At 37.3% G+C, this 7,536-nt stretch carries 4 protein-coding genes; all 4 read left to right on the forward strand.

Annotated elements, in window-relative coordinates:
* The first annotated feature begins 707 nt into the window (after positions 1–707).
* The 4 genes from ACESM9_RS03940 (at position 708) to ACESM9_RS03955 (ending at position 7,528) form a co-directional block, all read left to right on the forward strand.
* On the forward strand, positions 708–3,191 hold the full coding sequence (locus ACESM9_RS03940; RefSeq protein WP_372995490.1) for a stalk domain-containing protein: 2,484 nt from the start codon (positions 708–710) through the stop codon (positions 3,189–3,191).
* A gap of 126 nt (positions 3,192–3,317) precedes the next feature.
* Entirely contained in the window at positions 3,318–5,807 is a 2,490-nt protein-coding gene (locus ACESM9_RS03945) for an ABC transporter permease (RefSeq protein ID WP_372995492.1), read from the forward strand.
* 63 nt (positions 5,808–5,870) lie between these two features.
* Entirely contained in the window at positions 5,871–6,503 is a 633-nt protein-coding gene (locus ACESM9_RS03950; protein ID WP_372995500.1) for an ABC transporter ATP-binding protein, read from the forward strand.
* Complete coding sequence (locus ACESM9_RS03955) at positions 6,500–7,528, forward strand: HlyD family secretion protein (protein ID WP_372995494.1); 1,029 nt, start codon at positions 6,500–6,502, stop codon at positions 7,526–7,528. Before ACESM9_RS03950 ends, ACESM9_RS03955 begins: the two co-directional genes overlap by 4 nt.
* The last annotated feature ends 8 nt before the right edge of the window (positions 7,529–7,536 follow it).

Below are 7,536 nucleotides of genomic sequence, written 5' to 3' on the forward strand. Positions count from 1 at the left end.
GTTTGGTTATATTGAAATATATGCATCGATTGACTAGGGTATTCCTCTTAAGATTAGTCACTGGTCGCTAGTCGCTAGCCTCTGGTGTTAGGGGATTCCTTTTGGGCTTTTTTAGATACAATAGCTGTCGTCCTGAGCACAGCAATGTAGGGAACGGTTCATAACCGTTCCGCAACCCCAGCGCCCCACACTAGCTTTGTCATCCTGAGCGATAAGCGAAGGATCTCACACCCAATAGGAATACCTTGACTACACGCAACTCGTAGCTCGAAGCATGACGGAATAGGAATACCTTAGGCTATGCAACCAATATAGCACATATGCTTATTCTAGTTCGCTTTAGCATCGAAATTATACCCTTTAGTGTATTTTAGTGAAGTCTTAGTGTCTTTTAGTGGTTAAATAAAGTAACTCTCCGTGTTAATCCGTGGTTATTCTCCGTGAAAATCCGTGTTCCTCAAAATGACCCAGAAGGAATACCCTAACACCAGAGACCAGCGACAAGTGACTAGTGACTAGCGACTAGACCTAAAAGAAATACCCTAGGCAGCGCAAAGCAACGCAACAAAACTGGCAAATACTGCGTCAATATGAAGTATGCGACATAGTGTAACAAATTTGTTAATAAACTGAAATATAAAATATGGAGGAAAAGAGGTGATAAAGTCGAATTAATATCTTGAAAGCAAAGGAAAAGGAGGAGTTTGATGAAAAAAGCAACAATTTTTGTAATAGCAGTGTGTCTTATTATGACATTTATATCAGGCACTGCTGACGCAGCAAAACTTCAAAGCCAAAAGGAACCTTCCTTGTCCATGCAGGTCATGGGTAAGACTCTTACTGGCATTGACCCGCCTCTTTTACAAAGTGGAAAAGTCTATGTTCCCATGAGGGCTGCTGCAGAGGCTTTAGGCTATAAAGTTACATATAATCCAAGTACCAGAATCATGGACATAAAAAAAGGCAACCAAAGCATAAGACTTACCATTGGGAGTGTTAACACAGTTATAAACGGTAAAACTGTGAAAATAGATAAAGCAGTATTTTTGAGCAATGGTAGAGCTTATGTCCCAATAAATTACATAAAAACAGCTTTTGGAATTGAAGCAAAGTATGATAGCAGTAAGAGAATGGTAAGCATAGGTGAAGCGGAGTCAACCAAAAAGGCTGAAAACCCGACTAAAGAAGAAGGAATATATACATTAGGTAAAAAGGCAGATAAAGAGTTTGCACCATTAATAAGAGACAATCATGTTATGATACCTCTACGGCCTGTAGGTGAAGGCCTTGGCTACAATGTAGTCTGGAATATAAAGACTCAGACCATGTCTTTAAGGAAAGATGGACAGGCTATGGCTTTTGTAATAAACAGGGATAAGGCGGTAGTAAACAGTAAAGAAGTACCTATGGACTATAAGACCATAATGGTAAAAGGGAGAGCTTATGTGCCTCTCACATTCCTTGAAAAACATATGGATTATGCCTTTGATTATGATAAAGCCGCAAATGCTTTAAGTATAAATGAGAAAGTAATTGTTAAAGTGCAAGATATTAGATTCGACGACAGCGGCGGCTTCCCACAGCTTGATATAGTTGCGGATAATCCAGTAAAATATAGCTACTTTACGCTGACCAATCCTGACAGGATGGTTATAGACATCGCTGATGCGGTAGCAGCTACTGAGTTTGAAGCTAAGGAAATAAATAAAGATGAGATTATAAGAGTAAGAATCGGGCAATTCAGTGTAAAACCCTATGTTACCAGAATAGTGGTAGATTTAAAGGATCAGCAGAAGGCAAAGATCGCTCAATCCGCCGATAAGAAAAGCGTATCAATAGTATACGCAAATATTATTCAGCCTGTTACTGTAGCTAAGGAAGGCTTCAGCCATGTGGTAACCATAAAGGGTTCAAAGGGAATAGATACACTTGTTACTAAGTTGGAAGATCCTAAGAGATTGGTTATAGATGTACAGGGAGCTGTATTGGAAGGCGCAGAACAAAATATCGAAACCGACTCACCATTGGTGAGTGCCGTTCGTACAGGTCAGTTCGAAGTAGGAACTGCAAGAGTCGTAGTGGATGTTAATGCAGATGTATACTATGATATTAGAAATGAAGGAAGTGTAACGAAGGTTTATATTTCGGACATGCCCTATTCATTCATTGGATATGATAAAAGTTATAATTCCTCCACCGTATATTTGAATAACAACGATGGAGCAGAATACAATGTAGCACTTGATGAAGAAACCAGGACTTTGAAGGTAGAGACAAAACAAGATATTGAGTTTGATAATGATAGATTTGGAATAAATGATAATCTATTGGAATACATTCAATTGTCCAAGGAAAAGAGAAATGGTCAGATTTATACCAAGGCTGAGTTTAAATTAAAAAATAATGTTGAGTATGAAAAACTATCCGAGGATGTTTCCAAGCTTGTAAAGATAAAGCTTAAATATACGCCTAAGACACCCCAGGATATTCTTGTGGCAATAGATGCGGGCCATGGAGGTAAAGATCCTGGAGCAAAAGGCGCTGATGGTGTTACCTTTGAAAAAAGTTTGAATCTGGATGTTGCAAAGAGGCTAAAAGAAAAGCTTGACAAATTGGGTTTCAAAACCATTATGACAAGAGAAGATGATACATATACTACTTTGCAACAAAGGACAGATTTGGCTAATCAGAGCTATGCAGACTTTTTCATGAGCATTCACTTTAATGCTTTTGTAAGCAGTACCCAAGGCATTGAAACACTGTATTATCCAAATACACCCAATGAGGCTTATGCTATAAACAATAAAAACATGGCGGCCATATTCCAGGATGAGCTAATAAAAACATTGAAGAGACCCAACAGAGGTACAGTGGCAAGACCTAATCTTTATGTGCTTAATAAGACTAAGATGCCTGCTATCCTTGCAGAGCTTGGATTTATAACAAACAAAGAAGAATTGGCACAGATTAAGAAGGAATCATATAGAGATAAAGCAGCCAACGCTCTGGCAGTTTCTATAGTGAGATATTTTCAGGAACTGCAAAACATAGACCTGGGAATAGATATAGCTGCGATATATTCAGGAAACATACCAGCACCACAAAACACCGGAGGCGCCGTTGAGAAAGCTGAGACAGCTGAAAAAGTTGAAAATACTGAGGTTAATAAAGAAAGTATAGAAAATAATTAATTCTTCGGGCAACAGCCCGAAGTTTTTTTTATCCCCAAATTTACACGTTATTTAATAAAAAACAAGACTTTTACAATTAATTACCGTAAAATAGTAACGGAGTATATTTTTACAGGATGTGAGAGTTTGAGAATTATATTAAAGTTTGTATTGAAAAACATTAAATCCAATAAATTCAGGACTTTTTTAATCATATTTTCAATTTGTGTTTCTACAGCTTTATTTTTCGCATCTATGGCTATATCCAGCACCATGGAAAACTTGTATCTGGAAAGATTGAAAATGTATTACGGTAGTTCTGAAATAATAATACATCCCGGGGCTGATTCACCCTCGAGATTTGTTGATTCCCATAAAGCAGAGAATACTCCGGGTATAGAGTATGCAGCCGGCATTCTACAAACAGGAGGCTATTATAATATTGATGATAAAGAGATTGTGCCATTGATTATAAAAGCTGTAAAATTTGAGGATTTACAAAAGATGGGGGTACTTGCCATAACAGGTGAATCAAATATTGAACCTTTTCTGGGAAATAAAATAATAATCGGCAAGACCACAGCGGATAAATATGGACTATCTGTTGGAGATATTATGGATGTTGAAATAGCTAACAGCAGGATGAAGTTTCGTATAAGCGGCATTTCAGAACCTATAGGCTTTTTTTATGATAATGCAAGCAATATAACGGTGGTTGCTCCCATCAACACCATAAGCACTATATACGATGCCAAAGGAAGGTTTACTGAGCTATACGTAAAACTGAAGGATTCCAGCCGACTGAATGAAATGATGGACGTATTGGCTGAAGAGTACAACAGATATATCGTTAGAGAGACCATAACAGAAGCGGAGCTTAAAAATGCTTCATCAGGTATATCTACCCCCTTCATATTGATGACAGGAATAGTGCTTTTTATGAGCATATTCATAATGTATACATCTTATAAAGTAATAATTGCAGAGAGGCTGCCCATAATCGGAACCTTCAGGAGTATAGGAGCTACAAGAAGGTCTACAAATTTTGTGCTATTGTTTGAAAGTACAGGCTACGGAGTAATTGGAGGCTTTTTGGGTTGTATATTGGGTATAGGCATACTAATGGCAATGACCAAGACAATTATGCCCACATGGGCTGCAGGAGTAGGCCTTAAGATAAGTTATACACCCTTACAATTTGTAGCCGCCTTTGTCCTAGCCTTGATTCTTTCGATAGTAAGCTCCATATTTCCTATTAGGAAAGCTGTAAAAACCTCAGTAAAAGATATCATATTTTTGTCATCTGTAAAGAGCGGGATCAATAAAAGGTGGAAAACCATAGTAGCGATTCCTCTGATTATCATATCAATTTTGGTACCGCCACAGCTTCCCAGGAGATTGATTTTGCCTGTAGGTTTCCCATTAATGGTGCTCTCAACACTAGCCATAGTGCTTTTGATACCTTTTATTACAGCTATTCTCCTTAGACTGTTGGAGGGATTATATAGCAAGATATTTGGTAATGAAGGGATATTGGCTGCAAAGAATCTGAGGCACAACAAAAGCATAGCCAACAATATTGCATTGCTGACTATAGGGATATCAAGCATATTGATGATAAATACAGTAAGCAGCAGTGTCCTGAAGGAAGTAACCAGCTTTTATAAGAATCTTGATTTTGATATATTCATGGAGCTGGACAGAGCAGACAAAAATTTATTAAACATGATAAAAGCTACTGACGGAGTAGAAGGAGCCTACGGTATTTTTCAAAAATACGGTACCAAAACCAATAGGGGAAATGCAAGAATCAATCTAATCCATGGAATAGATGTAAACAAGTTCTCAGATTTTATACATATTGACTTGGAAAATGATAAGGAAAATACTTTGATGCAATTGGAAGAGGGTAGAAATATTTTATTATCTGAATCTCTGATGGAACAATTGATGGTGAAAAAAGGAGACACAATAGGTATTGAAATGGCTGACGGTATGAAAAATTATAGAATTATAGGTTCTTTCTATTCTCTTATGTATAATGGAAGCTATGCTATTATATCAGACAAATACTATAAGTTGGATACGGGACAGAGCTATTACTCTGAAATATATATAAAGACTTCTAAGGATCCGGAAAAAGTAGCAATAGAACTAAAAGAGAGATTTGCGAGAAGGTTTCCTTGGATTATGACGGTAAAAGAATCAGAAAGGCGTGATAGTCAAAGCAATAAGATGTTGCTTGACATAATGACTGGCTTTTCTGTAGCGGCTATGGTTATAGGTGTATTTGGAGTCCTAAATAACTATACCATCAGCTTTATAGAGAGAAAAAGATTCCTGGCAATGTATCGTTCAATGGGTATGAGCAAGGCACAAATGATAAAGATGATATTTATAGAAGCATTTACAGGAGGAATCATTGGAGGAACCATGGGAGCATTGGGAGGCATTATTCTCATTTATTTAGTACCTTCAATTTTAAAATACTTAGTTACTGACATACCCATGCACTATTCAATCAGCATGATAGGGGCTTCTATAGTGACAGGAATAGTCATCTCAGTCATTGCATCCATAAGCCCTGCATTAAAATCATCTAAGCTTAGTATCATTGAAAACATCAAGTATGAGTAGAGAAAGGAGATGGAGGGTTTGACAGAGGCCATTAAAGCAGTGGATTTATGCAAGTCCTATAGGATGGGTAAGATAAATATAGATGTTCTAAAGAATATAAATTTAACTATTAAGGAAGGGGAATTTGTATCAATAATGGGTCCTTCCGGCTCTGGCAAAAGCACATTATTATATCTAATTGGTGCTCTGGAAAGAGCGACCTCAGGCAGCATTAGCATTAAGGGAAAAGAAATATGCAAGATGAATGACAATGAGCAGAGCATTATGAGGAGAAGAGATATAGGATTTGTGTTTCAGTTTTATAATCTTATTCCAAATTTAAATGTTGAGGAAAACATAATGCTGCCAGTTTTATTGGATGGAAAATCTACAAAGCTCTATAGGAATAGGCTGGAGGAAATACTTGATATAACAGGCTTAGGAGACAGGAGAAGACATACGCCTGCAGAACTTTCAGGAGGTCAGCAGCAGAGGGTTGCTATAGCCAGAGCTCTAATAAATGAACCGGATATTATTTTGGCAGATGAGCCCATTGGAAATCTGGATTCCAAAACAGGTATGGATATTATGGAACTTTTGAAAAGTATAAACGAAAAGAAAGGTAAAACCATAGTCCAGGTAACTCATTCAAAGGAAGCTGCTGATTATGGCAGTCGTATTATAAATGTGAGAGATGGGATGGTGTGTGAACAATGAAGAGATTAATTATGATTTTACTTATAGCAGCATTTATTGGTGCTTCATGCAGCCCACAGGTTGAAGAAGCCAATGCTGAAATAATTGAGAAGGTAGAGGGACCTGCGACTATAGAAGCCTTTGGAATAATAAAAGCAAAAAACATAATGAACCTGACTCTTAATTTTGCAGCTCCAGTTACAGAAGTTAATGTGACTGAGGGACAAAAAGTCGGCAAGGGTGAGTCTATAATTACTTTGGATTTAAAGCCCTTTATGCAACAAATAAAAGAAAAGGAAATGGAATTGAATACACTAAGAGTTGATGAGAAGGCTTTGCTGGTAGAATTAGAAAAAGAATGGGATACCATACCAGAATCAGCAATGTTTGAAAGTGATTTACTATATGCTCAAAACCTATATGAAGAAGCATTAAAGGAAAAGAATGTCCAAAAAAGGTTACTGGATGCTGGAAGCATATCCCAATATGAGTATAACTTGTTTGAGAAAACTCTTGAATCAAAAAAGAAGGCGCTGGAGGAAATAGAGATGGAAAAAGAAAAAGCCATGTACTCTTTCCAAAAAGCCAAAAAAGAGATAGAACTTAAGTTGGAAAGCCTCAGGAGCAAGATGGAAGGTATAGAAGCATCGATAAAGGCATTAAGAGATAAAAGCAATATGAGCTATATAAAAAATAACAGTATAATATCTACTATGGACGATGCTCTTGTTTATGATGTTGTATGTGTTGCTGGGGATATTATCCCGGAAGGACAAAAAGCAGCAACTCTGATGGATATGAGCAGCCTTTATGTAGAAGCTAATGTAAATGAAGGATTCATTAAGGATGTAACAGTGGGCTCTCAGGTGTTCATAGTACCTGAAGCAGACAGAAGCAGGGAATACAAGGGACATGTAACCTATATCAGCCAAGGAGCCTATAATATTAACGGCCAAACTGTGATACCAGTACATATAGCTGTGGATGAGATGGATGAATTTTTGCGGCCTAATTTCAATGTGGATGTAAGGATATTGGTGGAGTAGCGCTATAT

The sequence above is a fragment of the Lutispora sp. genome, assembly GCF_041687175.1.
Lineage (GTDB): Bacteria > Bacillota > Clostridia > Lutisporales > Lutisporaceae > Lutispora.

Coding starts and splice junctions, on each gene's coding strand:
- ACESM9_RS03955 (WP_372995494.1), top strand. CDS start 6,500: ATGAAGAGATTAATTATGATTTTACTTATAGCAGCATTTATTGGTGCT.
- ACESM9_RS03950 (WP_372995500.1), top strand. CDS start 5,871: ATGGGTAAGATAAATATAGATGTTCTAAAGAATATAAATTTAACTATT.
- ACESM9_RS03940 (WP_372995490.1), top strand. CDS start 708: ATGAAAAAAGCAACAATTTTTGTAATAGCAGTGTGTCTTATTATGACA.